28 protein-coding genes are annotated in these 24,653 nt (G+C 69.4%); 11 read left to right on the top strand and 17 right to left on the bottom strand.

Annotated features, from left to right (window positions below; genetic code table 11):
• The first annotated feature begins 234 nt into the window (after window positions 1-234).
• Window positions 235-1,797 carry a CDP-alcohol phosphatidyltransferase gene (locus tag ABZ078_RS08750; RefSeq protein WP_356573232.1) on the top strand — a complete coding sequence of 521 codons (1,563 nt, stop codon included), beginning with the start codon at window positions 235-237 and terminating at the stop codon, window positions 1,795-1,797.
• Between the two features lie 39 nt (window positions 1,798-1,836).
• On the opposite strand, the gene dusB is transcribed toward ABZ078_RS08750, so the two are convergent.
• Entirely contained in the window at window positions 1,837-2,979 is a 1,143-nt protein-coding gene (gene dusB / locus ABZ078_RS08745; protein ID WP_356573042.1) for a tRNA dihydrouridine synthase DusB, read from the bottom strand.
• Window positions 2,980-3,058: 79 nt separating this feature from the next.
• On the opposite strand from dusB, the gene ABZ078_RS08740 reads away from it, so the two are divergent.
• The 3 genes from ABZ078_RS08740 to ABZ078_RS08730 all read left to right on the top strand — a co-directional run bounded on the left by ABZ078_RS08740 (window position 3,059) and on the right by ABZ078_RS08730 (window position 5,341).
• Window positions 3,059-4,504, top strand: coding sequence for an MFS transporter (locus ABZ078_RS08740; protein WP_356573040.1), 1,446 nt, complete (start codon window positions 3,059-3,061; stop codon window positions 4,502-4,504).
• A gap of 157 nt (window positions 4,505-4,661) precedes the next feature.
• Window positions 4,662-4,880, top strand: coding sequence for a hypothetical protein (locus ABZ078_RS08735; RefSeq protein ID WP_356573038.1), 219 nt, complete (start codon window positions 4,662-4,664; stop codon window positions 4,878-4,880).
• A 32-nt stretch (window positions 4,881-4,912) separates the two neighbouring features.
• Window positions 4,913-5,341, top strand: coding sequence for a hypothetical protein (locus ABZ078_RS08730; protein WP_356573036.1), 429 nt, complete (start codon window positions 4,913-4,915; stop codon window positions 5,339-5,341).
• Between the two features lie 9 nt (window positions 5,342-5,350).
• Here ABZ078_RS08730 and ABZ078_RS08725 read toward each other — a convergent pair whose 3' ends face one another.
• From ABZ078_RS08725 to ABZ078_RS08715, 3 genes are all read right to left on the bottom strand, one after another.
• On the bottom strand, window positions 5,351-5,950 hold the full coding sequence (locus ABZ078_RS08725) for a TetR family transcriptional regulator (protein ID WP_356573034.1): 600 nt from the start codon (window positions 5,948-5,950) through the stop codon (window positions 5,351-5,353).
• A gap of 41 nt (window positions 5,951-5,991) precedes the next feature.
• Window positions 5,992-6,999, bottom strand: coding sequence for an aldo/keto reductase (locus tag ABZ078_RS08720; RefSeq protein ID WP_356573032.1), 1,008 nt, complete (start codon window positions 6,997-6,999; stop codon window positions 5,992-5,994).
• An 82-nt stretch (window positions 7,000-7,081) separates the two neighbouring features.
• Window positions 7,082-7,696, bottom strand: coding sequence for a LysE family translocator (locus ABZ078_RS08715; protein WP_356573030.1), 615 nt, complete (start codon window positions 7,694-7,696; stop codon window positions 7,082-7,084).
• 190 nt (window positions 7,697-7,886) lie between these two features.
• On the opposite strand from ABZ078_RS08715, the gene ABZ078_RS08710 reads away from it, so the two are divergent.
• A complete protein-coding gene (locus tag ABZ078_RS08710; RefSeq protein WP_356573028.1) occupies window positions 7,887-8,999 on the top strand; it encodes an endonuclease/exonuclease/phosphatase family protein in 1,113 nt (370 codons plus the stop codon).
• Window positions 9,000-9,068: 69 nt separating this feature from the next.
• On the opposite strand, the gene ABZ078_RS08705 is transcribed toward ABZ078_RS08710, so the two are convergent.
• Complete coding sequence (locus ABZ078_RS08705) at window positions 9,069-10,451, bottom strand: glycine--tRNA ligase (RefSeq protein ID WP_356573026.1); 1,383 nt, start codon at window positions 10,449-10,451, stop codon at window positions 9,069-9,071.
• Window positions 10,452-10,613: 162 nt separating this feature from the next.
• On the opposite strand from ABZ078_RS08705, the gene ABZ078_RS08700 reads away from it, so the two are divergent.
• The 4 genes from ABZ078_RS08700 (at window position 10,614) to ABZ078_RS08685 (ending at window position 13,744) form a co-directional block, all read left to right on the top strand.
• Window positions 10,614-11,573, top strand: a complete 960-nt coding sequence (locus ABZ078_RS08700; RefSeq protein WP_356573025.1) for a zinc ABC transporter substrate-binding protein — start codon at window positions 10,614-10,616, stop codon at window positions 11,571-11,573.
• Between the two features lie 20 nt (window positions 11,574-11,593).
• Window positions 11,594-12,361: a metal ABC transporter ATP-binding protein gene (locus tag ABZ078_RS08695; RefSeq protein WP_356573023.1), complete on the top strand. Its 768-nt coding sequence runs from the start codon at window positions 11,594-11,596 to the stop codon at window positions 12,359-12,361.
• Complete coding sequence (locus ABZ078_RS08690; protein ID WP_356573021.1) at window positions 12,361-13,263, top strand: metal ABC transporter permease; 903 nt, start codon at window positions 12,361-12,363, stop codon at window positions 13,261-13,263. Before ABZ078_RS08695 ends, ABZ078_RS08690 begins: the two co-directional genes overlap by 1 nt.
• A gap of 61 nt (window positions 13,264-13,324) precedes the next feature.
• Entirely contained in the window at window positions 13,325-13,744 is a 420-nt protein-coding gene (locus ABZ078_RS08685) for a transcriptional repressor (RefSeq protein WP_356573019.1), read from the top strand.
• A 39-nt stretch (window positions 13,745-13,783) separates the two neighbouring features.
• On the opposite strand, the gene ABZ078_RS08680 is transcribed toward ABZ078_RS08685, so the two are convergent.
• The 6 genes from ABZ078_RS08680 to ABZ078_RS08655 all read right to left on the bottom strand — a co-directional run bounded on the left by ABZ078_RS08680 (window position 13,784) and on the right by ABZ078_RS08655 (window position 16,837).
• Window positions 13,784-14,146: a hypothetical protein gene (locus ABZ078_RS08680; protein ID WP_356573017.1), complete on the bottom strand. Its 363-nt coding sequence runs from the start codon at window positions 14,144-14,146 to the stop codon at window positions 13,784-13,786.
• Window positions 14,143-14,679 carry a YcxB family protein gene (locus ABZ078_RS08675; RefSeq protein ID WP_356573015.1) on the bottom strand — a complete coding sequence of 179 codons (537 nt, stop codon included), beginning with the start codon at window positions 14,677-14,679 and terminating at the stop codon, window positions 14,143-14,145. The genes ABZ078_RS08680 and ABZ078_RS08675 overlap by 4 nt, the downstream gene beginning before the upstream one ends.
• A 24-nt stretch (window positions 14,680-14,703) precedes the next feature.
• Window positions 14,704-15,540 (bottom strand): isoprenyl transferase, encoded by an 837-nt coding sequence (locus ABZ078_RS08670; protein WP_356573013.1) that lies wholly within the window; start codon window positions 15,538-15,540, stop codon window positions 14,704-14,706.
• Between the two features lie 16 nt (window positions 15,541-15,556).
• Complete coding sequence (gene recO / locus ABZ078_RS08665; protein WP_356573011.1) at window positions 15,557-16,303, bottom strand: DNA repair protein RecO; 747 nt, start codon at window positions 16,301-16,303, stop codon at window positions 15,557-15,559.
• Between the two features lie 115 nt (window positions 16,304-16,418).
• Window positions 16,419-16,634 (bottom strand): hypothetical protein, encoded by a 216-nt coding sequence (locus tag ABZ078_RS08660; protein WP_356573009.1) that lies wholly within the window; start codon window positions 16,632-16,634, stop codon window positions 16,419-16,421.
• On the bottom strand, window positions 16,631-16,837 hold the full coding sequence (locus tag ABZ078_RS08655) for a hypothetical protein (RefSeq protein WP_356573007.1): 207 nt from the start codon (window positions 16,835-16,837) through the stop codon (window positions 16,631-16,633). The genes ABZ078_RS08660 and ABZ078_RS08655 overlap by 4 nt, the downstream gene beginning before the upstream one ends.
• A 125-nt stretch (window positions 16,838-16,962) precedes the next feature.
• Between ABZ078_RS08655 and ABZ078_RS08650 the strand changes: the two genes are divergently transcribed.
• Both ABZ078_RS08650 and ABZ078_RS08645 read left to right on the top strand, forming a co-directional pair.
• Window positions 16,963-17,796: a helix-turn-helix transcriptional regulator gene (locus ABZ078_RS08650; protein ID WP_356573005.1), complete on the top strand. Its 834-nt coding sequence runs from the start codon at window positions 16,963-16,965 to the stop codon at window positions 17,794-17,796.
• Window positions 17,778-18,059 carry a DUF397 domain-containing protein gene (locus ABZ078_RS08645; protein WP_356573003.1) on the top strand — a complete coding sequence of 94 codons (282 nt, stop codon included), beginning with the start codon at window positions 17,778-17,780 and terminating at the stop codon, window positions 18,057-18,059. The genes ABZ078_RS08650 and ABZ078_RS08645 overlap by 19 nt, the downstream gene beginning before the upstream one ends.
• Here ABZ078_RS08645 and ABZ078_RS08640 read toward each other — a convergent pair.
• The 6 genes from ABZ078_RS08640 to ABZ078_RS08615 form a co-directional block, all read right to left on the bottom strand.
• Complete coding sequence (locus ABZ078_RS08640; RefSeq protein WP_356573001.1) at window positions 18,040-18,903, bottom strand: DUF6879 family protein; 864 nt, start codon at window positions 18,901-18,903, stop codon at window positions 18,040-18,042. The two genes, ABZ078_RS08645 and ABZ078_RS08640, sit on opposite strands and share 20 nt — an antisense overlap.
• Before the next feature lie 107 nt (window positions 18,904-19,010).
• Window positions 19,011-19,982: an SCO2521 family protein gene (locus tag ABZ078_RS08635; RefSeq protein WP_356572999.1), complete on the bottom strand. Its 972-nt coding sequence runs from the start codon at window positions 19,980-19,982 to the stop codon at window positions 19,011-19,013.
• A 1-nt stretch (window position 19,983) separates the two neighbouring features.
• On the bottom strand, window positions 19,984-20,964 hold the full coding sequence (locus ABZ078_RS08630) for an SCO2522 family protein (protein WP_356572997.1): 981 nt from the start codon (window positions 20,962-20,964) through the stop codon (window positions 19,984-19,986).
• Window positions 20,961-21,878, bottom strand: a complete 918-nt coding sequence (locus tag ABZ078_RS08625; protein WP_356572995.1) for an SCO2523 family variant P-loop protein — start codon at window positions 21,876-21,878, stop codon at window positions 20,961-20,963. Before ABZ078_RS08625 ends, ABZ078_RS08630 begins: the two co-directional genes overlap by 4 nt.
• A gap of 3 nt (window positions 21,879-21,881) precedes the next feature.
• Window positions 21,882-23,732: an SCO2524 family protein gene (locus ABZ078_RS08620; RefSeq protein ID WP_356572993.1), complete on the bottom strand. Its 1,851-nt coding sequence runs from the start codon at window positions 23,730-23,732 to the stop codon at window positions 21,882-21,884.
• A 113-nt stretch (window positions 23,733-23,845) separates the two neighbouring features.
• Window positions 23,846-24,643, bottom strand: a complete 798-nt coding sequence (locus ABZ078_RS08615) for an SCO2525 family SAM-dependent methyltransferase (RefSeq protein ID WP_356572991.1) — start codon at window positions 24,641-24,643, stop codon at window positions 23,846-23,848.
• Window positions 24,644-24,653 lie beyond the last annotated feature (10 nt).

Genomic DNA, 24,653 nt, shown 5'->3' with positions numbered 1-24,653 from the left:
CCGCCGCACCACTCCACCAGGGGCCTCGCACGGAAGGACCTTCGGGTGCCGGTCTTCACGCGCCTACGTCAACTGCCGGGTAAGAACGACGACTTGACCGACGAGGCGCCTGTCAGCGAGGACGTCGCGGCACCCCCCACCGACGAGCCCGCGGCCGCCGACGGCACAGGCAGGCGCTACCTCCGCTGGACCGTCACCGTCCTCGCCGCCGCCCTCATCCACGTCTGCCTGCAGATGCCGAACACCCTCGACAACCTCAGGCCCCGCGAGTTCGTACGCCTCCCCGCGGAGGCCATCGTCGGAGCCGCCGTACTCCTCAGCCTCCCCCGCCGCCCCCGCCTGGTCCTCGCCGCCGCCTCCGGTGCCGCCCTCGGCGCGCTGACCGTCCTGAACGTCCTCGACATCGGCTACAACGAATACCTCGGCCGGGGCTTCAACGTCGTCCTGGACTGGGAACTCCTCGACGACGCCCAGTCGTACCTGAAGGACTCCCTCGGCGGCACGACCACGACCTTCCTCACGATCGGCGTCATCCTCCTCGTCGTCCTCCTGCTGGCCGCCGTCGCCCTGTCCGCCGTCCGCGTCGCCGAGGTCCTCGCCCGCCACAAGGCGAACGCGTCGAAGGGCGCCCTGATCGCCGGCACCGTCTGGATCACCTGCACGGCCTTCGGTCTCCAGGTCGCCGGCGTCCCGGTCGCCGCGGAGCACACCGCCGCCGTCCTCAAGATCCAGGCACGCCGGGCGACGGACACCCTCCGCGACGAGGCGGCGTTCGAGAGGGACACGAGGGCCGACACCTTCGGCAACACACCCCCCGACCAGCTGCTGCCGGATCTGCGCGGCAAGGACGTCCTGTTCACCTTCATCGAGAGCTACGGCCGCATCGCGCTGGAGGACCCGCTGATCGCCCCCGGCGTGACCAGCACACTCGACACGGGCACCAAGGCCCTCGCCGAGGCCGGCTTCCACGCCAGGAGCGGCTGGCTGACCTCGGCGACGTTCGGCGGCAACAGCTGGCTGGGCCACTCCACCACCCTGTCCGGCCTGTGGATCGACAACCAGCAGCGCTACCGCACCGTCATGGCCAGCGACCACCTCAGTCTCACCAAGGCTTTCCAGAAGACCGGCGACTGGGACACGGTCGGCGTCATGCCCGGCGTGCAGAAGGGCTGGCCGGAACAGCGGTACTTCGGCCTCGACAAGGTCTACGACGCCTACCGACTCGGCTACCGGGGGCCGAAGTTCAGCTGGTCGACCATGCCCGACCAGTACGCCCTCGAAGCCTTCCAGCGCCAGGTCCACGGCAAGAAGCGCGACAAGCCCCTGATGGCGGAGATCATCCTGACCTCCAGCCACCAGCCCTGGGCACCGCTCCCCAAGATGGTCGACTGGCAGGACCTCGGCGACGGCTCGGTCTTCGAGCCCATCCAGAAGTCCGGCACGAGACCCTCGGACATCATCTCCGACTCCACCCGCTCCAAGCAGGAGTACGGCAAGTCGATCGAGTACTCCGTCACCAGCCTCACCCAGTGGCTGGAGCGCTACGGCACCGACGACACCGTCCTCGTCTTCCTCGGCGACCACCAGCCCATGTCCCGGGTCAGCGGCAGCAACGCCGGCCGTGACGTCCCGGTCTCGATCGTCGCCAAGGACCCCGAGGTGCTGGACAGGATCGCCGACTGGAACTGGAGCGAGGGCCTCAAGCCCGCCCCCAAGGCTCCCGTCTGGAAGATGAGTTCCTTCCGGGACCGCTTCCTGACGGCGTACGGCTCGACACCGCACGCGAAGAAGGACTGACAAGGACTGACCGAGAAGGACCGACCGTCGTCAGGGCACTCAGCCCCCGGACGTGTCCAGCTCCGCGTCCTCGCTCACGCCCGCGCAGTCGTAGGGGTCCTTCAGCCAGCCGTCCGGCAGTACCACCCGGTTGTTGCCGGACGTACGGCCGCGGGGGCCGTCGGCGCCGGACGGCCACGGCTGGTCGAGGTCCAACTCGTCCAGGCCGGAGCGCAGTTCCGCCAGCGACGACGTGATCGCCAGCCGCTTGCGCATCTCCGAGCCGACCGCGAAGCCCTTCAGATACCAGGCGACGTGCTTGCGGAAGTCGATGACACCGCGCGCCTCGTCGCCGATCCACTCGCCGAGGAGGGCGGCGTGCCGGACCATGACGCCGGCGACCTCGCGCAGGGTGGGCCGCGCGATGGCGTGGTCCCGCCCCTCGAAGGCGGCGACCAGGTCCGCGAACAGCCACGGCCGCCCCAGGCAGCCACGCCCGACCACGACCCCGTCGCACCCGGTCTCCCGCACCATCCGCACGGCGTCCTCGGCCGACCAGATGTCGCCGTTGCCGAGCACGGGGATCTCCGGCACATGCTCCTTGAGCCGCGCGATGGCGTCCCAGTCGGCGGTGCCGCCGTAGTGCTGGGCGGCCGTACGGCCGTGCAGCGCGATGGCGGTCACGCCCTCCTCGACGGCGATCCGGCCGGCGTCGAGGTAGGTGATGTGGTCGTCGTCGATGCCCTTGCGCATCTTCATCGTGACCGGCAGGTCGCCCGCCCCGCTGACCGCCTCCCGCAGGATCGCCCGCAGCAGGTTCCGCTTGAACGGCAGCGCGGAGCCGCCGCCCTTCCGGGTCACCTTGGGCACGGGGCAGCCGAAGTTCAGGTCGATGTGATCGGCCAGCCCCTCCTCCGCGATCATGCGGACGGCTTTGCCGACGGTGGCCGGGTCGACGCCGTACAGCTGGATCGAGCGCGGCTTCTCGGTCGCGTCGAAGTGGATCAGCTGCATGGTCTTCTCGTTGCGTTCGACCAGCGCCCGGGTGGTGATCATCTCGCTGACGAACAGCCCCTTGCCGCCGCTGAACTCCCTGCACAGGGTGCGGAAGGGCGCGTTGGTGATCCCGGCCATGGGGGCCAGGACGACGGGCGGCTGGACGGTGTGCGGGCCGATCTGCAGGGGCGAGGCGGTCGTGGGCATTTCCCCATTGTCGCGCACGGCGACGGAGGGGCAAGTCATTAGTTAGACGCACTATCGAAACGGGCGTACCCTGGGCCGCATGCCCGAGCTCGCCCCTCGCCGACGCCTGCTGGTCCTCGCGATCTGCTGTATGAGTCTGCTGATCGTGAGCCTCGACAACACCGTGCTCAACGTCGCCCTGCCCGCCCTCCAGCGCGACCTCGGCGCGAGCACGTCCGGCCTGCAGTGGACGATCGACGCCTACACCCTCGTCCTCGCCTGCCTGCTGATGCTGGCCGGCTCCACGGCGGACCGCATCGGCCGCAAGCGCGTCTTCATGGCGGGCCTGGTCGTCTTCACGATCGGCTCGACGCTGTGCTCCCTCGCGCCGAACCTCGACGCGCTGGTCGTCTTCCGGATGGTGCAGGCGGTGGGCGGCTCGATGCTGAACCCGGTCGCGATGTCGATCATCACCAACACCTTCACGGACCCGCGCGAACGGGCTCGGGCGATCGGCGCGTGGGGCGCGGTGGTCGGCATCTCCATGGCCGCGGGGCCGCTGGTCGGGGGCCTGCTGGTGGAGTCGGTCGGCTGGCGGGCGATCTTCTGGGTCAACCTGCCGGTGGGACTGGCGGCCCTCCTCCTCACTCTCCGCCACGTCCCCGAGTCCCGCGCCGCGAGGCCGCGCCGCCCCGACCCGATCGGGCAGGTGCTGGTCATCGCGCTGTTCGGCTCGCTGACGTACGCGATCATCGAGGCGCCGACCGCACCGGCCGGCGAGATCCTCCTCTTCGGCGGCATCGCCCTGGCCGCGCTGATCGCCCTCCTCGCCCACGAACCCCGCCGCGCCGAGCCCCTCATCGATCTGCGGTTCTTCCGTTCGGCACCGTTCAGCGGGGCCACGGTGATCGCGATCAGCGCGTTCGCGGCGCTCGGCGGGTTCCTGTTCCTGTCGACGCTGTACCTGCAGAACGTGCGCGGGCTGGACGCGCTGCACGCGGGTGTGTGGATGCTGCCGATGGCCGCGTTGTGCTTCGTCTGCGCGCCGGTCGCGGGACGCGTGGTCGGCAGCCGTGGGCCCCGGCTCCCGCTGCTGATCGCGGGGGTGGCGATGACGACGTGCGGGGTGCTGTTCGCCGCGTTCGAGGCGGAGACGGCGAACGTCACGCTGGTCCTCGGGTACGTGCTGTTCGGGCTCGGCTTCGGCTTCGTCAACGCGCCCATCACCAACACCGCGGTGTCCGGGATGCCGCGCGCACAGGCCGGGGTCGCGGCGGCCGTCGCCTCCACGAGCCGCCAGCTGGGGCAGACACTGGGGGTGGCGGTCGTGGGAGCGGTGCTGGCCTCCGGGGTGGGCGCGGTGTCGTACCGCACCGCGTTCGTCGACGCGGCACGGCCGGCGTGGTGGATCGTGGCCGGCTGCGGGCTGGTGGTGCTGGTCGTGGGGCTGGTGACCAGTGGACCGTGGGCACGGAAGACCGCCGAACGGACGGCGGAGCGACTGGAGTCGGCCGAGGTGCGCGGGGCGTCGACGGTCAGGGCGTAGTACGGTCGGCCGGCCGACATGTGAGGGTGTGGCCACAGGTTGGTCAACTCGACGGGGCGGAGTCCCTGTTGATGTTGGTCTTGCCGCACACTCCTTGCTGCGCGGGCCGCTCAGGGCCGTGCACGCGCACTCGATGTCCTCGGACGCTGGAGGCGGCATGCTGGAGACCAACACGAGCAAGGTGAGCCGCTGGGACCACCACGGACGGGAGCATGTCGTACGGGTGGAACGCAAGGGCGCGCAGCGCACGATCAGCTGTGACACCTGCGGCTGGCGCAAGGGCGCGCAGTTCCTGCCGTGGCTGAAGGCGGAGGAGCATCTGGCGGAGGAACACCAGGCGACCGTGGACCCGGCGGCGACGCGGTCGGACGGATGACACGGCCGTACGACGAAGGAGCTCGACACCCTGTGCCGACAGAGCACGCCGTGACCGGCAAGGTCTGGGACTCGCCCTGGTACCGGGTGCGCACGGACCGCTTCGAGGCGTCCTTCCTGATCGGGGAGGACGAGGAACCGGACACGGTGTGCGACGTCGACGTCTTCGTCCGGCTCGCGGACGGATCGCGGTGGTGCGCGACCGTGTTCACCGTCGCGGCGGTCCAGCGGCTGATGGAGCTCTGGTCCCACACCGGTGAGGCGATGGGCGGCCGTTACTTCTGGTGCTCCGACGAACTGATCGTCCGCGATCCCGGGGTCGACAGCATGACCGAGGTGATCGCCGGCCTGATCGACTGCGGGGATTTCTCCCACATCTTCCAGCGCCTGGAGGACGAGGAAGACGACGACGAGGAACCGGACGGCGAGGAACCGGACGGCGAGGAACCGGACGGCGACTGACCCCGCGGCTCAGGCCCGTGCCCGCAGCCCCCGGATCAGCAGGTCCACGACCGCCTCGAACTCGGCCTCCACGCCCGGCTGTTCCCACTCCCGGGCGTGGTGCGGGTCGTGGAAGCGGCCCGTGGCCAGGAAGAGGGCGGTGGCCGTGGTGGCCGGGTCCGCGACGGCGAAGGCGCCCGCGTCGGCGCCCGCGCGCAGGATCTCGGTGAGCTGGCCGGTGAGTTCGGCGATGTGCTCGCCGACGACCGTCTCGGCGGTCTCGGTGGTCAGCACCGAGTACGTGGCGAAAAGCTCGGGGTCGTCGAACGCCTTGCGCCGCTTGGCGGCGAACAGCGCCGCGAGCCACTCTCGCACCCGGCGCTCCGGGTCCAGGCCGGGCTCCGCGACGATGGCCGCCAGGACCCCCGTCGTCCGGTCCAGCCACCGCTTCGTCACCGCTTCCCGCAGCGCCGCCTTCGTGCGGAAGTGCCGGTAGACGCTGCCATGGCTGACGCCGAGCGCGCGGGCCACGTCGACCACGGTGGCCTTGGCCGGGCCGTGGCGGCGCAGCACCTCCTCGGTGGCTTCGAGGATGCGCTCGGCGGTCAGGGTCTGGGGCGTCGGTGACATGCCCTAGACCGTACCTGGCGCGGGACCCGGCACCTCGGTCACTACTTGCTTCCCAGGTGGGCCATCTGCGCGGCCGGGTAGCGCTCGCCCGCCGCCGCGTCGGCCGGCACCGCCTCCTCGATCGCCGCCAGGTCGGCCGCGCCCAGCGTGACGTCGAGCGCGCCCAGCGACTCGGTGAGCCGGGACCGGGTGCGGGCGCCGACGAGCGGCACGATGTCCTCGCCGCGGGAGAGCACCCAGGCGATGGCGATCTGGGCGACGGTGACGCCCTTGCGCTCGGCGATCTTCCGCAGGGCCTCGACCAGGTTCAGGTTGTGCCGGAGGTTCTCGCCCTGGAAGCGGGGCGAGTGGGCGCGGAAGTCGTTCGCGGCGAGCTGCCGGTCGCGGGTGAAGTGGCCGGAGATCAGTCCGCGGGACAGGACGCCGTACGCGGTGAGGGAGATGCCCAGCTCACGGGTGGTCGGCAGGACCGACTCCTCGACGCCGCGGGAGATCAGCGAGTACTCGATCTGCACATCGGCGACGGGCGCGGTGGCGGCGGCCCGGCGGATGGTCTCGGCGCCGACCTCGCTGAGACCGACGTGCTTGACGTACCCCTTCTGGATCAGCTCGGCGATCGCGCCGACCGTCTCCTCGATCGGTACGTCCGGGTCGAGCCGTGCGATCCGGTAGACGTCGATGTGGTCGACGCCGAGGCGCTGGAGGGAGTAGGCGGCGAAGTTCTTCACGGCGGCCGGGCGGCCGTCGTATCCGGCCCAGTCGCCGTCCGGCGAGCGCAGCGCGCCGAACTTCACGCTGACCAGGGCCCGTTCGCGCAGGTCGGCGGGCGCGGTGCGCAGGGCCTCGCCGATCAGCGTCTCGTTGTGGCCCATGCCGTAGAAGTCGCCGGTGTCGAGCAGGGTCACGCCCGCTTCCAGGGCGGCGTGAACGGTCGCGATCGACTCGGCCCGGTCGGCGTCGCCGTACAGCGCGGACATGCCCATGCAGCCGAGGCCGAGGGCGGAGACGTGGGGGCCGGTGGTTCCGAGGGCGCGGGTTCGCATCGTCATGGCATCCACCCTGACATAACAGCTAACAGATTTCAATATCTGTCAGTCGATACTTGTCACCCGCCACGACGTCTCCTGAGGCTCAGCGCGAGGTGAAGGCCAGCTTCGCCCCCAGCGCCAGGAACGACCCCGCGAAGCTCCGGCGCAGCCAGGTCATCACCCCCGGCCGGGAGATGACGTGGCTGCGGACCGACGCCGCGAGGACGCCGTAAGCGGCGAAGACCACGAACGTGGCCAGCATGAACACCGCACTGAGCAGCAGCATGAGCGGCAGGGCGTTCGCCTCGTCCGGGCTCACGAACTGGGGCAGGAACGCGAAGAAGAAGATCGTCAGTTTCGGGTTGAGGAGGTTGATCAGCACGCCCCGGACGATGACCCGCCGGGCAGGGACGGGCCCGGCCTCCTCGGCGGTGACGGTGATCGCCTCACGGTCCCTGAGCGTCGCCCACGCCATGTACAGCAGGTAGGCGACACCGGCGTACTTCAGGACCTGGAAGGCGGTCGCGCTCGCGTGCAGCAGCGCGGCCACTCCGGTGATGGTGGCCAGCATGTGCGGCACGATCCCGAGCGTGCCGGCGAAGGCCGCGAGGACGCCCGCGCGGCGACCGCGGGACAGCGCGGCGGCCAGGGTGTAGACGACGCCGGTGCCGGGGGTGGCGACCACGACGAGGGTGGTGAGGAGGAAGGCGAGGCTCATGGGGCACACCCTGGCGTCGGCGTGGCACGCGGGAACAGGGCCAATCGCCTACCGCGGAAGAGGACCACCGGCCCGGCACCGCGTTCGACAGGGCTCACACACGCTCGGAGAATGGGAATGTCGGCGTGCAGTCACATGAGCGGCGCCTGCCGTCGGCCGTGCGGTGCTCTCGCGCCGCCGAGGAGGCCCCATGAGCATCCGTATCGCCACCTTCAACATGGAGAACCTCTTCCGCCGCCCCACGGCCTTCCGCCTGCCCAATCCGGCCAAGCGCGCGGAACTCCTCACGGACTTCGCCGAGTTGGTCACCCGTCTCGACCGACCGGTGTACACGGACGACGACAAGACGGTGATCGCCCGCATCATCAAGAAGCACCGGGCGTACGACTTCAACCCGCAGAAGCCGCCACCGATCATCATCAACGAGTCCCGCAGGAGCGACGAGACCAAGCTGTTCGAGAAGTCCGGGTCGGGCGACGACGTCCGGATCGTGGTCAGCGCCAACGGCCGTGCCTCGTGGGCGGGCTGGGCCGAACTCGGACAGGACGACCTCGACATGAGCGTGGTGCGCAACACCGGGCGGGTGGTCTCCGAGGTCGACGCCGATGTCCTGCTCGCCGTGGAGGTCGAGGACCGGCTCACCCTGGAGCGCTTCAACACGCAGGTCCTGGCCGGGGCACTCGGCAGACGGCCGTACCCGTTCAACCTGTTGATCGACGGCAACGACGGCCGAGGCATCGACATCGGGATCCTCAGCCGCCACCCGATCACGTCCGTCCGGTCCCATGTGTTCGACACCAACCCGGAGCGCCCCGACAAACGCCTCTTCAGCCGTGACTGTCCCGAATTCGAGATACAGGTCAACGGCACGCCGCTGGTGGTGCTCGGCAATCACCTCAAGAGCCAGTTCCAGGACAACCCCCGGCTGCGGCTGGCCCAGTCGAAGCGGGTCGCGGAGATCTACCGGGCCGCGCTGGAACGCACCCCGCACGTCGTCGTCGCCGGAGACCTCAACGACGACCCCGACAGCGAACCGATCGCCGTGCTGCGGGACACCGGTCTGCGCGACGTGATGAACCACCCGGCCTATCGCGGACTGCCCGGCACGTACGGGACATGCGCGAGCGAGCGGGAAAAGCTCGACTACCTCCTGCTCCCGCCCCCGCTGTGGCAGGAGGTGCAGCACGTCGGCCTGGAGACCCGCGGCATCTTCGCGGAGGGCATCAAGTCCTTCGACACCGTGAGGTCACCGATCGAGGCCGCCTCCGACCACGCGGCCCTCTACGTCGACCTGGACCTCTGAAAACGCACGTTCCCCGCGCCCCTCAGGGGCACGGGGAACCGCACGGGGTACTGCGCGACCAGCCTTCGGCTAGGCGCCGATCAGCCGGCTCGCCAGGTACCCCTCGATCTGGTCCAGCGACACGCGCTCCTGCTTCATCGAGTCCCGCTCGCGCACGGTCACCGCGTTGTCGTCCAGCGTGTCGAAGTCGACCGTCACGCAGTACGGCGTACCGATCTCGTCCTGGCGACGGTAACGGCGCCCGATCGCGCCCGCGTCGTCGAACTCGATGTTCCAGTTCTGGCGCAGCGCCTGGGCGAGGCCCTTGGCCTTCGGGGAGAGCTCGGGGTTGCGGGACAGCGGGAGCACCGCCACCTTCACCGGAGCCAGGCGGTGGTCCAGGCGCAGAACGGTCCGCTTCTCCATCTTGCCCTTGGCGTTCGGCGCCTCGTCCTCGACGTAGGCGTCGAGCAGGAACGCCAGCATCGCGCGGCCGACACCGGCCGCCGGCTCGATGACGTACGGCGTCCAGCGCTCGCCGGCCTCCTGGTCGAAGTAGGAGAGGTCCTGGCCCGAAGCCTTGGAGTGGGCACCCAGGTCGTAGTCGGTGCGGTTGGCGACACCCTCCAGCTCGCCCCACTCGTTGCCGCCGAACTGGAAGCGGTACTCGATGTCCGCCGTCCGCTTCGAGTAGTGGGAGAGCTTCTCCTTGGGGTGCTCGTACCAGCGCATGTTCTCCTCACGGAGACCCAGGCCGGTGTACCAGTTCCAGCGCTGCTCCATCCAGTACTCCTGCCACTTCTCGTCCTCGCCCGGCTTGACGAAGAACTCCATCTCCATCTGCTCGAACTCGCGGGTGCGGAAGATGAAGTTGCCGGGCGTGATCTCGTTGCGGAAGGACTTGCCCATCTGCGCGATGCCGAACGGCGGCTTGCGGCGCGAAGTGGTCTGCACCTGGGCGAAGTTGGTGAAGATGCCCTGGGCGGTCTCCGGGCGCAGGTAGGCGATCGAGCCGGAGTCCTGGGTCGGGCCGAGGTGGGTGGAGAGCAGACCCGAGAACTGCTTGGGCTCGGTGAACTGGCCCTTGTTGCCGCAGTTCGGGCAGTTCACGTCCGCGAGGCCGTTCTCCGGGAGGTGGCCCTTCTTGGCCTCGTAGGCCTCCTCCAGGTGGTCCGCGCGGAACCGCTTGTGGCAGGAGGTGCACTCGGTGAGCGGGTCCGTGAAGGTGGCGACGTGACCGGAGGCGACCCAGACCTCCGGGGCCAGGATCACGGACGAGTCGATGCCGACCACGTCCTCGCGCGACGTCACCATGTAACGCCACCACTGACGCTTCAGGTTCTCCTTGAGCTCGACACCCAGCGGTCCGTAGTCCCAGGCGGCGCGCTGGCCGCCGTAGATCTCACTGCACGGGAATACGAAGCCACGGCGCTTGCTCAGGCTGACGATGGTGTCGATCTTGTCGGCGGCCACGGTGCTCTCTTCATTACGACGACGGGCGACGAAGCGAGGCGCTTCACAGCGAATGCTTCAGGGTACCGGCGGGGGCTCCCCCTCAACCAAATCGGTAGCGCTCTGTGGACCGCCGCTCACGCTTGTTGACAATGGTTTCCATATTTGCTGAAAATGAGTGTCATGAACGTACGACGACACCACATATCCGGGGTTGCCATCGCGGCCGTGACCGCCCTCGGTCTCGGCACCCTGTCCGCCTGCTCCTCGGACAGCGCGGCGGCGGGCAACACGGAGAAGTTCGACGTGGTCGCGTCGTTCTACCCGATGGCCTTCCTCGCCGAGCAGATCGGCGGCGACCATGTGAAGGTCTCCAGTCTGACCGAACCCGGCCAGGAGCCGCACGACCTGGAGATCAGCACCCAGCAGCGGGCGGCTCTGGAGGACGCCGACGCCGCCCTCTTCCTCAGGGGACTCCAGCCCGCCGTCGACGAGGCCGTCGAGCAGTCCGGCGTCAAGGCCAAGATCGACGCCGCCACGCTGACCGAGCTGGAGGACCACGGCAAGGTCGAGGACAGCCACGGGCACGAGGGCGAGGAGGCGCACTCCGAGGAGGAGCACGCCCGCGACCCGCACGTCTGGCTGGACCCGGTGAAGTACGCCGAGGTCGCCAAGGGTGTCGGCGCGGCCTTCGAGAAGGCCGACCCGGACCACGCGGCCGACTACAAGAAGAACACCGAAGCCCTGGTCAAGAAGCTCGACGACCTCAACACCCGGTTCGCGGACGGCCTGAAGAACACCAAGTCCAAGGTCTTCTTCACCAACCACGCCGCCTTCACCTACCTCGCCGAGCGCTACGGCCTGACCCAGGAGGCCATCTCCGGCCTCGACCCGGAGAGCGAGCCCAGCCCGGCCCGGATCAAGGAACTCCAGCAGGAGGCCAAGGCCGACGGCGTCACCACCGTGTTCTACGAGACACTGGTGTCCGACAAGACCGCGAAGACCCTCGCCGACGACGCGGGCCTGAAGACGGACGTCCTCGACCCGCTGGAGGGCATCACCGACAAGTCCAAGGGCGACGACTACTTCGAGGTCATGGAGGCCAACCTCACGGCCCTGAAGACGGCTCTGGGAGCCAAGTGATCCACCCCACGGAGGACGGCATGACCGAGCCCGTCATATCCCTGCGCGGCATTCGCGCCGAGCTGGGCTCGCGCCCCGTCCTGCGCGGCATCGACCTCACCGTGCGCCGCGGTGAGGTCGTCGCGCTGCTCGGCGCCAACGGCTCGGGCAAGTCGACCGCCGTGCGCAGCGTCATCGGCCAGGTGCCGGTCAGCGCCGGCGAGATCGAGCTGTTCGGCACCGACCGGCGCCGGTTCCGCGACTGGCATCGCGTGGGCTACGTCCCGCAGCGCACGACGGCCGCGGGCGGGGTGCCCGCCACGGTGGGCGAGGTCGTCTCCTCGGGCCGCCTGTCGCGCACCCGCTTCGGCGTCTTCCGCAAGGCCGACCACGAGGCCGTACGGCGGGCCCTGGACCTCGTCGGCATGGCGGACCGGGTGAAGGACTCGGTCGGCGCCCTCTCCGGCGGCCAGCACCAGCGCGTGCTCATCGCCCGCGCGTTGGCCCCCGAGCCCGAACTGCTGATCATGGACGAGCCGATGGCGGGCGTGGACCTGGCCAGCCAGGAGGTGCTCGCGCGCACGCTCAGGGAGCAGGTCTCCCAGGGCGCGACAGTCCTGCTCGTCCTGCACGAACTGGGCCCGCTGGAGCCCCTGATCGACCGGGCGGTCGTCCTGCGCGACGGCTGCGTGGCCCACGACGGCCCGCCCCCGAAGGCGGTCGGCCAGCACGCGCTGCCCGGTCACGACCACGTACACCCGCACGCGGCTCACGACGCCGAACCGATCCGGACGGGACTGCTGAGCTGATGGACTTCCTGACCTACGACTTCATGCAGCGGGCACTGCTCGCCGCCGTCCTGGTCGGCATCACCGCGCCCGCGGTCGGCATCTACCTCGTCCAGCGCCGCCAGGCGTTGATGGGCGACGGAATCGGCCATGTCGCGATGACGGGCGTCGGCCTCGGCTTCCTGCTGACCTGGTCGCCGGTGTGGATGGCGACGCTGGTCTCCGTCCTCGGCGCGGTCCTGATGGAGCTGATCCGCTGGTACGGCAAGACCCGCGGCGACATCGCCCTCGCGATGCTGTTCTACGGCGGCATGGCCGGCGGCGTGATGTTCATCAACCTCGCGCCGAGCGGCTCCAACGCGAATCTGACCTCGTACCTGTTCGGCTCGCTGTCGACGGTGAGCGAGTCGGACGTGACGGCGATCTGTCTGCTCGCCGCGTTCGTGGTCCTGGTCACCCTCGGCCTGCGCCGCCAGCTGTTCGCGGTCAGCCAGGACGAGGAGTTCGCGCGGGTCACCGGTCTTCCGGTGCGCGCCCTGAACCTGCTGACGGCGATCACCGCGGCGGTGACGGTGACGGTCGCGATGCGGGTGGTCGGTCTGCTGCTGGTGAGCGCGCTGATGGTGGTGCCGGTGGCGGCGGCCCAGCAGCTGACCCGGAGCTTCGCGGCGACGTTCGCGATCGCCGTGGCGATCGGGGTCACGGTGACGATCGGCGGCACGGTCACCTCGTACTACCAGGACGTTCCGCCCGGCGCGACCATCGTGCTGCTGACCATCGGCGCGTTCGTCGCGCTGACGGCGCTGGCGGCGCCGCTGGCCCGCCGCAGGGCCCGTGCCCTGGCCGCCGCGCACTCCGTCGGCGACCCGGCCGAGTGCGCGATTCCGGCCAGCCGGGGGACCGAGGGGAAGGTCGGCGTCTGACCGCCGGCGGTCCGGGCTGGCACAATGGCCCGGCAAGGCGCAGACGTGAGGAGGCAAACCGGTGACGACCGCTGGACCGCCCGTGAAGGGCCGCGCGACTCGGCAGCGGGCCGCCGTGGCGGCGGCGCTCGACGAGGTCGACGAGTTCCGCAGCGCGCAGGATCTCCACGACATGCTCAAGCACAAGGGCGACTCGGTCGGGCTCACCACGGTCTACCGCACCCTGCAGTCCCTCGCCGAGGCCGGCGAGGTCGACGTGCTGCGCACCTCCGACGGCGAGTCGGTCTACCGCCGCTGCTCGACCGGCGAACACCACCACCATCTCGTCTGCCGCGTCTGCGGCAAGGCGGTCGAGGTCGAGGGCCCCGCGGTGGAGAAGTGGGCGGACGCGATCGCGGCCGAGCACGGGTACGTCAACGTGGCGCACACGGTGGAGATCTTCGGCACGTGCGCGGAGTGCGCGGCGGCCTCCGGCGGTTGAGCCCACGGGCGACGGGCGACGGGCAGCAGCATTCAGGGTTCAGGGCAGCATGTCGCCCCGGTTCACGCAGTGGTAGGAGCCGTCGGCGTTGCGGCCCACGCTGTCGTAGGACCAGCAGTGCAGCATCGGCGCCAGTGTCCACATCCGCAGTGCCATGAGGGCGACGAGGACGGCGGCCACCACCCACGCCGTGTACGACCGTCGTCCGGCGAGCGCCAGCCCGCCGCCGGTGACCAGCACCGCGAACAGCAGCATGCCGACGACGACGGGCGCGAGGTTCTCCCGCAGCCCGGAGAACGACTCCATTTCGACGGTGCCGGCGAAGGCGAAGCAGACGACGAGCGCCGCGAAGGCGAAGACGGCGGCCGCCGCACCGCCACGGACGACGCGGGCAGCGGTCATACGCGGGTCAGATGCCGGTCGAGTATCGCGCGGAGGCTGTCGGCGTCGCCGGAGTCCCGCACACCCCGCTTGGGCAGGACAGTGATGCCGACGGCCTTGCTGTCGCCGCTGAGCAGGACGAACACGTCCGGGGTCTCCGCGAAGCGCGGCATCGCGGCCCAACTGATCGTCATCGTGGTGCTGTCGGTGACGACGCTCACCCCGGTGTCGGACACCACTGTGCGGCATGTGCCCTGCTGTTCGGCGAGACGGTGCACCTGGCGGGCCTGGAACCAGGGTATGGCCGCCACCAGCACCGCCGCGAGGAGCGACCACAGGGTGAGTCCGAGCGACCCGTTGCCAGTGGCGATCATGAGCGCCACCTGCAACGCGCCGAGAACGGCCAGGGCGCCGGGCAGCCAGCGCTGCATCCGCCCCGACCGGCTGGCGCGCAGCCGCGCCCGCAGTGCCTGCGTCAGGTCCCGCACGGTCGGCTCGTACTCGAGCTCGACCACGCCGTCCTGTACGGCGTCCCGCCCCATGTCCATGACCATGAGGCGGAATCGTACCGGCCCCGCTCAGCCCTCCTGACGCCCCTCCATCGCCAGCAGTTCCTCGTTCGGGATCGCCCCGCCGAACCGCCGGTCACGCGAGGCGAACTCGACACACGCCCGCCACAGATCGCGCCGGTCGAAGTCCGGCCACAGCACGTCCTGGAAGACCATCTCGGCGTAAGCGCTCTGCCAGAGAAGGTAGTTGGAGGTGCGCTGCTCACCGCTCGGGCGCAGGAAGAGATCCACGTCCGGCATGTCCGGGTAGTACAGGTACTTCGCGAAGGTCTTCTCGTTCACCTTCGACGGGTCCAGCCGCCCGGCCTTCACGTCCTCCGCGATGGCCTGCGCCGCGTCCGCGATCTCGGCCCGCCCGCCGTAGTTCATGCAGAAGTACAGGGTCAGCCGGTCGTTGCCCTTGGTCTGCTCCTGGGCGATCTGGAGCTCCTTGGCGACGGACTTCCACAGCTTGGGCATCCGGCCGACCCACCGCACCCGTACCCCCAGCTCGTCGAGCTGGTCGCGGGTCTTGCGGATGAAGTCACGGTTGAAGTTCATCAGGAAGCGCACCTCGTCCGGCGACCGCTTCCAGTTCTCGGTGGAGAAGGCGTACAGGGAGATCGCCCCGACGCCCATCTCGATCGCGCCCTGGAGGACGTCCAGCACCCGCTCGGCACCGACCTTGTGCCCCTCGGTGCGCGGCAGCCCGCGCTCCTTCGCCCAGCGGCCGTTCCCGTCCATGACGATCGCCACATGGTTGGGGATCAGCTCGCCGGGGAGCTTCGGCGGGCGGGCACCGGACGGGTGCGGCTCCGGCGTCCTGTACTCGCGGCGCCGGCGCCCCAGGAACCCACTCACACCCATGTGCTTTTCGTCTCCCTTACTTTTCCACGTACCGAAGCGAACGCAGCCCACGTTCCAGATGCCAGTGCAGGTAGGCGGAGACCAGTCCGCTGCCCTCCCGGACATACCGCGCCTCGCAGGCGTCCGCCGTCTCCCAGTCTCCCGTAAGCAGCGCGGCGAGCAGTTCCAGGGCCTGCGGCGACGGTACGACGCTACCGGGCACCCGGCAGTCGACGCATACGGAGCCCCCGGAGGCGACCGAGAAGAAGCGGTTCGGTCCCGTCATCCCGCACTTCGCGCAGTCGCTGAAGCTCGGGGCGTATCCGTTGACGGCGAGGGAGCGCAGCAGGAAGGCGTCGAGCACGAGGTGCGGGGCGTGCTCACCGCGCGCGAGGGTCCGCAGGGCCCCGACGAGCAGCAGGTACTGCTGGACGGCCGGCTCGCCCTCGTGGTCGGTGAACCGCTCGGCGGTCTCCAGCATGGCCGTCCCGGCGGTGTAGCGGGCGTAGTCGGTGACGATGCCGCCACCGTACGGCGCGATGGTCTCACTCTGCGTGCACAGCGGCAGCCCGCGCCCCACCAGCTCGCTCCCCCGCGCGAAGAACTGCACGTCGACATGGGAGAAGGGTTCGAGCCGCGCCCCGAACTTGGACTTGGTCCGCCGCACGCCGCGGGCCACGGCCCGCACCCGCCCGTGACCGCGCGTGAGCAACGTGATGATCCGGTCCGCCTCACCCAGCTTCTGGGTGCGCAGCACGATGCCGTCGTCGCGGAACAGACTCATGGGGTCATTCTCTCGTACGCCCGGAGCCAGTGGGTGCGGTCGGGGTGGCTGTTCGTCGAGCCGGCCGACCAGCCGCTCGCGCGAGGTGGTCTCCCACTGGTCGGCCGTCCCCGCGTCAAGGAACTTCGCCCCGGCTGCGTGCGTTCGCGTACGCGGTCGCCGCGCGGAGCCGCTCGGCGGGCGTGGCGTTGCGTACGGCCGACGGGTCGGCGTCCCACTCCTTGCCGCCCCCGTACGGTCTCAGCTGCACGTACGGGCCCTCGTGCCCCATCACGACGCCGATCCGACCCGAACGAGTGTCGACGACGTACGACCCGATCGGTGGCTTCATCGCAGCACCGCCGCGAGGCGCTGCGCCGTCGCGACGGAACAGCGGCCCAATTCGACGAGCGGGCAAGGGGCCTCACGCGCAAGACTCGCCGGGTCGATCCGGAGTGTCGGGAGCGTAATTCCTGCCTTCTCCAGCGCCGCCCGCAATTCCTTCACTGCTTCCTCCGCTTCTTCGGCGCACTGCGCCGAGTGTCGTGCCGACACGTCACTCCCCTCCCTTTTGGGTTTCACTCTTTTCATCTCCATCCTGACCTGCGACGCCTACACTCGGCAGGAGTGTGTGCCCCGAATGGGCGCTACAAGTGCAGGGCAGTACAAGGGGGTTGGCCATGGCCAATGGTTCACGGCAGGCGGCCTGGGAGTTCTTCGGAGCCGAGCTGAAACGGCGGAGGGAGGACGCCGGGATCACTCAGGTGGAGTTGGGATCCCGGGTATTTGTCTCCGGCGGATACATCGGGCAGTTCGAACAGGCGATTCGGAAACCTCAGCTTGATGTGGCCCAGCGGATTGATGAGGCCCTACAAACCGACGGTATTTTCGAGCGGCTTTGGCGAAAGCTCATCAAGGAGCAGCCGTACACGGAGTACTTCGCGCATGTGGTGGAGCTGGAGCGGCTCGCGACGGAGATCTGTGAGTACGGGCCGCTGGTGATCCCGGGACTTCTCCAGACGCCGGAGTACGCCCGCGGGGTCTTCCTGGCGGGCAATCCCCTCGCCGCCGACGAGTACATCGAGGAGCTGGTCAAGGGGCGCATGGACCGGACGCAGATCCTCAAGGACGCTACACGGCCTGTGTATTGGGCGGTCCTGCATGAGGCGGCCCTGCGCATCCCGGTCGGCGCCCCGGCGGTCATGGCACGTCAGCTGGACCACATCACCGCACTGATGCGGGAGCGCAAGGTGCTGGTGCAGGTACTGCCGTTCGCGGCTGGGGCACACCCGGAGATGGGCAAGATGATGAAGCTCATGAAGTTCGAGGACGCCCCGCCAACCGTCTATACAGAAGGCGTGCTTTCGGGGAATCTGCTGGACGACCCAGCTGTGGTGAAGCGGATCCAGGCGTCTTACGATCTCCTCAGGGCCACCGCACTGTCGCGGGAAGCATCCCTGACCCTGATCGAGTCAGCAGCGGAGGACTACAGACGATGCGCGAGTACGACCTGAGCAACGCCCGCTGGCGCAAGAGCAGCTACAGCGGCGGCAGCGGCGGCGAGGACTGCATCGAGATCGCGTACGACTTCCCCGGCGCCGCCCGCTGGCGCAAGAGCAGCTACAGCGGCGGCAGCGGCGGCGAGGCCTGCGTCGAGGTCGCCGACGGCATCCCCGGCGCAGTCCCCGTCCGGGACACCAAACTCGCCTCGGACAGTCCCGTACTCCTCATCCCCGCTCACGCCTGGCAGGGCTTCGTCACGTCTCTGAAGTCGTGACCGTCGGAAGCACCGCTTCCAGCTCCCTCGCTTCCGACCACAGCTCGTTGAACTGGTTCACGCGGTCCTCGACGTGCTCCTGCTCGCCCCGCAGCCAGGTGCCGTCCGGGTTGGACTGGAGGTCCGGCGCGGTCTCGTAGCACAGCTCCCCGTCGAAGATGATGAAGTCGTTCACCTTGCGCGACCGCACCGCGATCCGTACGTCGATGCCGTGCCGGCGGTGCTCCTCGCACAGTTCTCTGAGGTCCTCGTTGACCTCGTGCGGCTCCTTCACGATGAACAGCCGCCGGATCTCCACACCCCGCCGCTTGATCGCCTTCTCCTGCGCGACGAGGTAGCGCTCCGCGGGCCCGCTGAACCAGAAGTCCCGGTCGACGGAGGTGCTGGTGGCGTCGAGGGTCATCTTGGCGCAGTCGGTGAGGTTGATCAGCCACTCGTGGTTCTCACCGGGACGGTCCTCGCTGCCCTTGGCCAGGCCCTCCATCAGCTTGGCGAGGTCGGCCAGCTCCTTCTCCGCGAAGGCCTGCACGATGTCGCCGCCCTGCTCACGGACCTTGGTGTAGCCGAGGACCAGCCGGCTCACCTCGTCGGAGCGCAGCACGGAACCGTCGACCTGGCTGAACAGCTCCGTCGCGGCGAGGATCTCGTTGAAGCGCCGGTCGACCTTCTCGAATCGCTCCCCGAAGTCGATCAGGAACTGCACGATCAACGCCGCGCTGCCGATGACGATGGACGCCACCCACTGCCAGATGTTCCCGTCGTCCTGGTCCAGGATGCTGGTCAGCAGGAAGGCCCCGCCCGCCGCCCCGGCGGTGATCACGATCCGCCAGAACATCTTGGGCATGCGCTGCCGCTGGGGCGGTGCCCCGTGCCCGTTGTTCCCTGCTCCTAACGATGACGCTCCGTTCATGTCTCTTCCCCCGTCGGGTTCTCTGGTTCGGGTACCGCCCCTCAGCGTGTGCTCAGTGCCTGGTGCGGCGTCGCTACGGCCTGGAGGGCCAGCCGGTCTCTGATGCGCCGGCTCAGGTTCTCCCACTGGCGGGAGAACCCCGGTTTCTCTTCCAGCACGTCCCACAGGTGACCCAGCGCGGGATCGACGTGAGCCCGCGGCATCCACAGATGCAGGAGGTGGACCACCACCGGGTGGAGCGCCTCGACGACCGAGGGCCCGTCCGCGGCGCCGAGACGGCTGTTGTCCAGCATGTGCTGAACGGTCGTCAAAAGCCAGTCGTGCAGGGCGAGATCCTCGCACAGACCGGCCGCGGCGGCAGCCGGAACGTCGGACGGGAGCCGTAGCTCCGTCGTCCGCAAGCCGCCCTCGGCGACCGTGAAGTTCACCAGGGAGGCCCGCTCCCGCTCGGGCTCCCGTCGCGCGACCCACCGCAGGCGCGTGGGACGCGACTTGAAGGGCACCCTGCGGTCGAGGAAGGCGTGGCGGCGGAGTTGGGCCATGAGGGCCTCGGCGATCATTCCGAGGTCGAGCTCGCCCTTGTCCGCGCCTCGCAACACGCCCTCCGCGGCGGCCTGTTGGGGCAGCTTGCCGAACGGTTCGACCAGGCCCGGACGTACGAGGTACTGGCCCCAGGGGCGGCGCGTGTCGGGTCCGGCGGCCGGGGCGCTGAAGTACGCGGTCGACTGCAACAGGCGGCCCTCGGTCAGCGCCGCGCGGGCGGCCACCGTACCGACGGCCCGGACCTTGCTGCCGTTGGAGGTGGGCAGCCGGCAGTCCACCCCGGTCAGCACCTCGGGGGACAGGGCGTACATGGTGGGCCGTTCGGAGACCCGGACGTGTTCGTCGGCGCGCAGCCGGAGCAGTTGGGCGGCGGCCCGGCGGTCCAGCGCCTGGAAGGACGGCAGCAGACAGGTGCGCACCTCGCCGCAGGCGAGGACCGGACGCGCGGGCTGTCCCGGGGCCGCCGTCATCTCAGGACTCCTCGCTCTCGGACGGGTCGCCGGGCTCCTCGTAGAAGACGTAGGTGGCGCGCTGCGCGACCGCCGCCGGAACCGGCATCCCCTCGTCGCGGGAGCGCTGGGCGACCTGTCGCAGGGCTCCGGCGTCGACGTCTATCTGGTCGAGGATGAGCCGTACGGCGTCCTCGACGGCGAGGAAGCGGTTCGGCATGAGGGTGCAGGTACGGTAGGCGCTGAAGGGCGCCTTCGTGTCGGTGAGCTTGATCAGCGGCGGCAGCCGGTCCCAGTCGTGCGGGAAGTCCTCGCCGGCCCACTCCCGCGGCACCAGCACGGGCTCACCGAGGTGCCGTAACAGCCCCAGCCGGGCCAGTTGCCATACGGCGGCCAGGAACGGGCAGGACCACAGGCGGCGGCCGTCCTTCTCGGACCACAGCTCGACGTCCATGAACACCGAGTGGTTGCGGGCGGCGGTCTCCTGGGGCGGCTCCCAGCCCTTGACCGCGCCCAGGGCGCTGCGGGACGTCGTGGGGGTGCGCTGGCCGTTGGCGAGCCAGCCGGTCTGGCTGACGGGCGGACGGGAGCCGTAGCTGCCCGGCGGCGGCGACTCGACGAGGCGGTGCATGACCGATTCCGCGAGTTCGACGCGGTCGGCGACCGCGCAGCCGGACTCGCGGGCGAGGTAGTCGATGGCGAGGCCCGCCTTCTCGGCCTCCTTGAGCACCATCGGGATCAGTTCGGCCGGGGTGGAGAAGCGCGTGAAGTAGTCGTCGATGAGGAAGCAGGTGCTGATGCGCGGCCGCTTGCTGCGGCGGGCGACGGAGGCGCGGACGGCGTCCACCCAGAGCCGCACCTCCGCGAAGTGCTCGCCCAGCCGCTTGGGGCCCGCCTCGAAGTCCTCCATGTAGAGGTGGCCCAGCTCCAGGGAGAGGTGGGACAGCGGCACGGACTGGGTGCGGGGCTCGGCGGTGGTCTCCTGGAACACGGCTTCGCTCACGCCTGCTCCCAGTACTTGTCGTCGGTCAGCCGTCCGGCGAGTCGGCTCAGCGCCTGCCAGGTCTCCTGGTTGGCGATCTGGCTGTCGAGCACGTCCTCGTCGGTGATGAGCTGCTCCCGCCACTGGAGGACCGGTTCGAGGGGGACGGAGCCGAGGACCTGGCTGTAGCCGATGCCGTGGGTGGAGGCGAGTTGCTTGAGGTCGCCGTCGGTCTTGCGCATCCACGCCGACTGGGTGGGCGAGACCTGGGACCACAGGGGCGATTCGGGGTCGGGTACGGCGGCCCGGACGAAGCGGATGGCGGCGCGCAGCGCGTCCTCGTCGTGGCCGCGGTCGACGCCGCCCGCGACGATGCCGCGCTTGCCGAAGACCAGGCTCGCGGCGGCCGCCACATGCTGGCGGGTCCAGCGGTGGAAGACCAGCCAGCGGGCGGTGACCTCGCTCATCTCGGGCTGTGCGGTGGCCTCCAGGACCATGTCGACGGCGTAGGAGCGGCCGGCGCTGAGGTCGACGACGACCAGGTCGAACTCGTAGTAGAGCGTCATCAGCAGGTCGACGCACCGGCGCAGGTTGTCGTCGCTGGTGGCGAACTCGCCGCCGCTGACGTCGCCGGGCATCAGCACCAGGCGGCCGCAGCCGGGCGGCGGGAAGCGCAGCACCTGGTGCTCGGTCTCGGCCCAGACGTCGATCCTGGCCGGTTCGCTGACCTCCCCTATGAGGTAGGCGTGCAGACCGTGGTCCTCGGTGGCCTGGCGGGCGTCGCCCACGTCGAAGACGGCCGCCGCGGTGGGCGAGCCGAAGTCGAAGTCGAGGTAGCACACGTCGTCCCCGGCGAGCGCCCGGTGGTAGGCCAGGTTGGCGCTGGTGACGGAGCGGCCCGTGCCTCCTTTGTCGGAGGCGGCGAAGATCAGCACGGTTCACACTCCCCGGTCCGCGGCTTCGCGGGCCCGGGCGAGCGCGTCGAGCTGTCCCAGCACGTCGAGGGCCAACGCGTAGGCCGTGCCCGGCTGTTCGTCCACGAGGCTGCGGGCGCGGCGCAACTTGACCTCGATGTTCCTGAGTTGCATCCCGTGCCGGCCGTCGTCCTTGGGCGCGGGTTCCATCTGTTCGTTGCCCAGGAGGTGGGCGGACTCACTGAGCAACGCCCTGGCGAGCTCGGTGAGTTCGAGGCTGCGGATCGGTGGCTGCCGGTACATCTCGTGGGCCTGCACCATGACCTCGGTGACGCGCTCGGTGATGCTCCACGACACCGGTACGCGCCGCTTGAGGATCTCCGCCTGGGGATAGGCGGCGTGGATGTTGTCCCACAGGCCGACGCCTTCGCCCTCGCGGATGCGGCGCTGCCACATGTGGTCGAAGACGTCCTCGGCGAGTCTGAGCAGCCGGTCGTGCGAGGCGAGGCTGCGCGACAGGGTGCACAGCTGGACGGTCCGCTTCAGCAGCTGCGCCGAGAAGTCGGTCATGGCCCAGGTCATGGGTGGGCCGAGCCGCTCGCTGCCCTGGAGCGGCAGGGCGACGCCGACGTTGTGCAGCGCCTGGACCATGGGGTCGTCGCGGGTCATGCGGCTGGTGATGCGGCCGCGTTCGGCGAGGCGCTCCATGATGCCGACGGTGCGGGTCAGGTCGTCGTCGGTGGCCCGGCGCCGCATCAGGTCGTGCACGAGGATGGCGGCGACGGAGAGGGAGAAGTACTCCGACTCCAGCTTCTGTCCCGTCGTACGCCAGGGAATGTCCTCCAGCGGCCAGCGGTCGTCGTCGAAGCGGGCGATGCGCGACCAGTACTGCTGGGTCAGCTCCCAGCGCAGCCGGAGCGCCTCGGCGAGCTTCTGCTGCTCGGCGTTGAGCAGGCCGAGGGTGAGGGTGCGGTCGGAGAACAGGTCCTGGATACCGTCGAGGGCGACCACGGTGAAGTACAGGTACGGCACCGGGTTGGCGACGCCCGCGGGCTGCGGCCCGATGGGTTCGCTGGTCTCGATCTCGGGGGCGTCCTTCACCATGGTCCAGGCCCAGCCGCACTCGAACAGCTGGTTCTCGTCCTTGAGCCCTTCCTCGATGTCGATGCCGAGGGACACGCTCTCGACGATCGCCGCGCGCAGGGGGCGGAAACGGTTCTGGAACTTGTTCAGCACCTGTCGCTGCGACATGCGTCCCTGGCCCAGGAGTTCGCACAGGGTGCGACCTTGGGAGGCGTCGATGTCGAAGACGTTGACGGTGAAGGAGCGCAGCAGGCTCACCATGGCGGCGGTGAGCCGGTTGCTGGTGGCCTGGCGCAGTTCGTCGATGGTCTCGCGGATGTCGCCGCGCCTGGTCCTGGTCTCGTAGACCTTGAGGAAGCCGAGCGTGGCCAGGCACAGGGTGATCGACATGGAGAACGAGTCGACCACGCCGAGTTGGCGCTGTTCCTCGGTGAGTTCCTTGGTCTTGTCCGCGGACCCGAAGTAGTAACCCCCGGCGAAGGACGGTCTCTTGTCCTCACCGGTGTGCGTCCGCATGAACTCGGCCGTGGCCGTGACGAGGTTGGCCGGAACCTCCAGCCGCCCGCCGGCCCTCTTCAGGACCTGCTGGACGTCGTCCTGTGTCGTGTCCGGGTCGTCCAGGCGGAACGCCGGGATCTCGGTGGCGGGGTACAGCAGGCAGAGCAGCCGCTCCGCGTCGGCGACACTGCTCTCTTTGCCCCAGTCTCCCCACTCCCACTCTCCCCCGTCGAAAGAGTGGCGGGCGACTGCCTGCCAGATGTCCAGCAGATGCTGGCGTGGCTTGATCTGCATCCCATGCCCCTCACACAGGCCGCACTGCCGTCACTTGCGGAATAGCCCTGTTCTGTTATGAAGACTCACCGGCCCGTCGGGACCGGTCAGTCAAGACCGTCGAGCGAGACCGGTCAATGGAACGGAATGACCGCGTCCGATTTCCTTCGCCAGCCGTAGGCGACGATCATTCCCGAATATCCGTCGCGCACCTCGGCCTTGGATTCCAGGCGCTGAACCTTGAAGTCGGCGGCGAATTCCTCAAGGCTCGCGCGCACCTCGGATTCTCCCACGTCACAGGCCGGGAAGAAATGCTCGCCCGCGTGATATCCCTTCGAATGTTCCATGAAGGCGGCGGCGAACGGGGCGCCGGGGGCCAGCGCGCGCATGAAACGCTCGACGCCGAGCGTGAACTCGCGGGGGGAGCCGGTCATCGACTCGGCGACGAAGAACATCGTCCCCACGGACCACCGCCCCTCGTGCCGCTGGAGCGCGAAGATGTCGCCCTGCTCGACCCTGACGACCTTGCGGAAGCGCTCACGCGGGTCCATGTCCAGGGAGCCGTATGCCTTCTTGCGGCACAGGGCGGCCCAGAACTTGTCCCAGTTCTCCTCATAGGAGTCGACCTGGCTCTCGAGGTACTCCACATTCGAGGAGGAACGCTCGAAGAGGGTGATCTCGTCGCACCACGGCAGCATGGCCAGTGCGGGATACAGGTTCACGCCCGCGCCCACGTCGATCCCGGAAACCGGCCCGACGCCCTGCTTCCGGAAATGATCGCCGAAATGATCCCGGATGATGTGCAGGATCTCCGCGTCCTCTGCCTGTAAGTCGCGGTAGTTGTGATCAAGGTAGGCGATCGAGTCGAATGCCGCGTCCCATGGCACATCGGCATTCCTCACCTGGACGCCCCCCGACGATCTCTGGGTCATTCCACCAACG

This window comes from Streptomyces sp. NPDC006385, assembly GCF_040612485.1.
Taxonomy (GTDB): Bacteria; Actinomycetota; Actinomycetes; order Streptomycetales; family Streptomycetaceae; genus Streptomyces.
Note: the sequence above shows the minus strand (reverse complement) of the source record. Positions and strands in the feature narration are given on the sequence as shown.

What these genes read in the sequence shown, in the direction of transcription:
- ABZ078_RS08750 (WP_356573232.1), top strand. Translation starts at nt 235, where the DNA reads ATGCCGAACACCCTCGACAACCTCAGGCCCCGCGAGTTCGTACGCCTC.
- dusB (WP_356573042.1), bottom strand. Translation starts at nt 2,979, where the DNA reads ATGCCCACGACCGCCTCGCCCCTGCAGATCGGCCCGCACACCGTCCAG.
- ABZ078_RS08740 (WP_356573040.1), top strand. Translation starts at nt 3,059, where the DNA reads ATGCCCGAGCTCGCCCCTCGCCGACGCCTGCTGGTCCTCGCGATCTGC.
- ABZ078_RS08735 (WP_356573038.1), top strand. Translation starts at nt 4,662, where the DNA reads ATGCTGGAGACCAACACGAGCAAGGTGAGCCGCTGGGACCACCACGGA.
- ABZ078_RS08725 (WP_356573034.1), bottom strand. Translation starts at nt 5,950, where the DNA reads ATGTCACCGACGCCCCAGACCCTGACCGCCGAGCGCATCCTCGAAGCC.
- ABZ078_RS08720 (WP_356573032.1), bottom strand. Translation starts at nt 6,999, where the DNA reads ATGACGATGCGAACCCGCGCCCTCGGAACCACCGGCCCCCACGTCTCC.
- ABZ078_RS08715 (WP_356573030.1), bottom strand. Translation starts at nt 7,696, where the DNA reads ATGAGCCTCGCCTTCCTCCTCACCACCCTCGTCGTGGTCGCCACCCCC.
- ABZ078_RS08710 (WP_356573028.1), top strand. Translation starts at nt 7,887, where the DNA reads ATGAGCATCCGTATCGCCACCTTCAACATGGAGAACCTCTTCCGCCGC.
- ABZ078_RS08700 (WP_356573025.1), top strand. Translation starts at nt 10,614, where the DNA reads ATGAACGTACGACGACACCACATATCCGGGGTTGCCATCGCGGCCGTG.
- ABZ078_RS08695 (WP_356573023.1), top strand. Translation starts at nt 11,594, where the DNA reads ATGACCGAGCCCGTCATATCCCTGCGCGGCATTCGCGCCGAGCTGGGC.
- ABZ078_RS08690 (WP_356573021.1), top strand. Translation starts at nt 12,361, where the DNA reads ATGGACTTCCTGACCTACGACTTCATGCAGCGGGCACTGCTCGCCGCC.
- ABZ078_RS08680 (WP_356573017.1), bottom strand. Translation starts at nt 14,146, where the DNA reads ATGACCGCTGCCCGCGTCGTCCGTGGCGGTGCGGCGGCCGCCGTCTTC.
- ABZ078_RS08675 (WP_356573015.1), bottom strand. Translation starts at nt 14,679, where the DNA reads ATGGTCATGGACATGGGGCGGGACGCCGTACAGGACGGCGTGGTCGAG.
- ABZ078_RS08670 (WP_356573013.1), bottom strand. Translation starts at nt 15,540, where the DNA reads ATGGGTGTGAGTGGGTTCCTGGGGCGCCGGCGCCGCGAGTACAGGACG.
- recO (WP_356573011.1), bottom strand. Translation starts at nt 16,303, where the DNA reads ATGAGTCTGTTCCGCGACGACGGCATCGTGCTGCGCACCCAGAAGCTG.
- ABZ078_RS08660 (WP_356573009.1), bottom strand. Translation starts at nt 16,634, where the DNA reads ATGAAGCCACCGATCGGGTCGTACGTCGTCGACACTCGTTCGGGTCGG.
- ABZ078_RS08650 (WP_356573005.1), top strand. Translation starts at nt 16,963, where the DNA reads ATGGCCAATGGTTCACGGCAGGCGGCCTGGGAGTTCTTCGGAGCCGAG.
- ABZ078_RS08645 (WP_356573003.1), top strand. Translation starts at nt 17,778, where the DNA reads ATGCGCGAGTACGACCTGAGCAACGCCCGCTGGCGCAAGAGCAGCTAC.
- ABZ078_RS08640 (WP_356573001.1), bottom strand. Translation starts at nt 18,903, where the DNA reads ATGCCCAAGATGTTCTGGCGGATCGTGATCACCGCCGGGGCGGCGGGC.
- ABZ078_RS08635 (WP_356572999.1), bottom strand. Translation starts at nt 19,982, where the DNA reads ATGACGGCGGCCCCGGGACAGCCCGCGCGTCCGGTCCTCGCCTGCGGC.
- ABZ078_RS08620 (WP_356572993.1), bottom strand. Translation starts at nt 23,732, where the DNA reads ATGCAGATCAAGCCACGCCAGCATCTGCTGGACATCTGGCAGGCAGTC.
- ABZ078_RS08615 (WP_356572991.1), bottom strand. Translation starts at nt 24,643, where the DNA reads ATGACCCAGAGATCGTCGGGGGGCGTCCAGGTGAGGAATGCCGATGTG.